Genomic DNA, 2,110 nt, shown 5'->3' on the forward strand with positions numbered 1-2,110 from the left:
CCTCTCGAGCGGGGGGAAGAACACCAGGAGGGGGGGCCCCCCGGGGGGGGGGGCGCCGTCGTCGCGCGCAGCCCGGTTGCCGGGCCTCCGGGACGGCTCGGGACGCCGCCAGGTGGACCGGGAAGGTCTCAGAGGTCCCGGTACATGATGTGCAGGCCGACGAGGCCGTGCACCGGGTGCGAGAACGCCTCGGGCACGGTCGTGAGGATCTCGAACCCGAAGGACTCCCAGAGGCGCACCGCTCGTTCGTTGGTCTCGACGACCGCGTTGAACTGCATCGCGAGGAAGCCGTCGGCACGCGCGCCGTCGAGCACCGCGCCTGCGAGCGCTCGCCCGACGCCCCGTCCGGTCCCTGCCGGCCCGACGACGAAGCTCGCGTTGGCGACGTGAGAGCCGGCACCAGGCTGGTTCGGCAGGTACTTGGCGGTCCCGAGGATCGCCCCCTCGCCGTGAGCGGGGTCCACCGCGACGAGGACGCGTGCGCCGGGCAGCGCGGTCCATGCCGTCCTGGCCTCGGCCTCGCTGATGTCCCGCGGGTAGGTGTACGTCTCACCGGCCCGGAAGACGGGCTCGAGCGCCCGCCAGATCCCGGGCCAGTCCTCTGCGCGCGCCTCGCGCACCACGATCTCGTCGCTCACCCGCCGAGCGTAGTTCGCGGACCTGCCACCGTGCCGCCGACGGTCGTGACCGTCGGTCCCGCACCTGGACCGAGCCGGCCGGAACACCTGGGACCGGTGCGCTGAGCCCGGTGCCGTGCGCGTCGAGCGGTGCCCGCGTAGCGTCGTGGCCAAGGGGACGTCATACCGCTACGGGAGGAGTGCTCATGGCACACAAGAAGACGTGGAACGAGTTCAGCGCCGGCAAGAAGGTGCTGATGCTGGCGGTCTCGGTCGTACAGATCTCGCTCACGGTCGCGGGCTACCGCGACCTGGCCAAGCGCTCCGCCGACGAGGTCGAGGGCTCGAAGCTCGCGTGGGGCGTGGCGATGCTCGCGAACTGGGTGGGTCCGATCGCCTACTTCGCGAAGGGTCGCAAGGGGCTGGGTCTCAACAGCTGAGCCTGCTGCCCCCGACCCGGGCGAGCGAGCGCGTCATACGGCCTAGCGGTTGGCTGCGGCGCGCCTTCCGGGAACGGGCACCTCGAACCTTGTCGGCGCCGCGCGCCCAGGACTAGCGTGGTCAGTGGCGTCGCGTGGCGGACACGCCACCCGCCGTCGACGAGAGGGGCGCGTCATGAAGGACGTGCGATGCGTGGTGGGCTGGCACAAGTGGCAGCGTCGCCAGATCGAGGACTCCCGGTACCTCGCCTGCACCCGTTGCGGACGCGAACGGAACACCGTGCCTACGGGTCCGCTGGGCGGGGGGATGGGAGGGCTGGCCGGTTGAACCGGCCACCCGGCGCCGGGTACCCGGCTGGCCGCCGCGTCACGGCGCGTGCCGAGGAACGAGGTCGCCCGGCTGTGGCTACCGCTGCGCCCTGACGTCGGACGGGCTCCGCGGCCGGCGTCGGCTCGAACGAAGACCGGACCACAGCAGCCGTGGTCGCGCTGCGGGGATCTGCAGGGGCCCGAGCTAGACGACAAGGCTCGGGCGAAGCGGCAGCAGTCCCCACCGCCCGACGCCGACGTCACGAACGGCGCCACGCCCGGGCGACGACGCTCCCACTCACGACGACACAGGCGAGCCCAGCGAGCGCGAGCAAGCCCCCCACCACGAGATACCCCATGTTGGAACGGATCGCCGCTGAGCTCCAGGGTTCGGCGGTACTCGCACGCTGGTTGATGAAGGTCCACACCGACCCCGTGTGGTAGTTCGACTCCCACGTGGTGAAGAAGAGACCGAGCAGGACGAGGGCCACACCCGTCAGAAGCCACGCGCCGGCCTTCAACTGACGCCCCTTGCGGATCGGATCCATGCCGAGAGCATGGCAGAGACCCCTACCTGATCGCCGGACCTTGACAGCCTGTCCGGCGCTGCGAGACCGACCGCACCGGCGCGGGGACGGCGGGGGCCGCCTGTCCTCCGTTGATGCAGGCCCAGCCCCGCCTGCACGCACGGTGCACGAGATGCGACGCAGAAGGCCCCTGACCAGCGTTTCTGCTGGTCAGGGG

The 2,110-nt window shown here is 71.6% G+C and carries 3 protein-coding genes; 1 reads left to right on the plus strand and 2 read right to left on the minus strand.

Going from position 1 to position 2,110, the window contains the following annotated elements; genetic code table 11:
• Positions 1 to 128: 128 nt before the first annotated feature.
• Complete coding sequence (locus H9641_RS14345; RefSeq protein WP_191804943.1) at positions 129 to 638, minus strand: GNAT family N-acetyltransferase; 510 nt, start codon at positions 636 to 638, stop codon at positions 129 to 131.
• A 185-nt stretch (positions 639 to 823) separates the two neighbouring features.
• Here H9641_RS14345 and H9641_RS14350 point away from each other — a divergent pair, with 185 nt between their 5' ends.
• Positions 824 to 1,057: a PLDc N-terminal domain-containing protein gene (locus H9641_RS14350; protein ID WP_191804945.1), complete on the plus strand. Its 234-nt coding sequence runs from the start codon at positions 824 to 826 to the stop codon at positions 1,055 to 1,057.
• A 569-nt stretch (positions 1,058 to 1,626) separates the two neighbouring features.
• Here the strand turns inward: H9641_RS14350 and H9641_RS14355 are convergent.
• Positions 1,627 to 1,914, minus strand: a complete 288-nt coding sequence (locus H9641_RS14355) for a hypothetical protein (RefSeq protein WP_191804947.1) — start codon at positions 1,912 to 1,914, stop codon at positions 1,627 to 1,629.
• Between the last annotated feature and the right edge of the window lie 196 nt (positions 1,915 to 2,110).

The organism is Oerskovia merdavium, from assembly GCF_014836755.1.
In the GTDB taxonomy this organism is placed as follows: domain Bacteria; phylum Actinomycetota; class Actinomycetes; order Actinomycetales; family Cellulomonadaceae; genus Oerskovia; species Oerskovia merdavium.

Bases quoted from the DNA above. Each gene is read 5' to 3' on its own strand.
- H9641_RS14350 (WP_191804945.1), top strand. From the start codon at position 824: ATGGCACACAAGAAGACGTGGAACGAGTTCAGCGCCGGCAAGAAGGTG.
- H9641_RS14355 (WP_191804947.1), bottom strand. From the start codon at position 1,914: ATGGATCCGATCCGCAAGGGGCGTCAGTTGAAGGCCGGCGCGTGGCTT.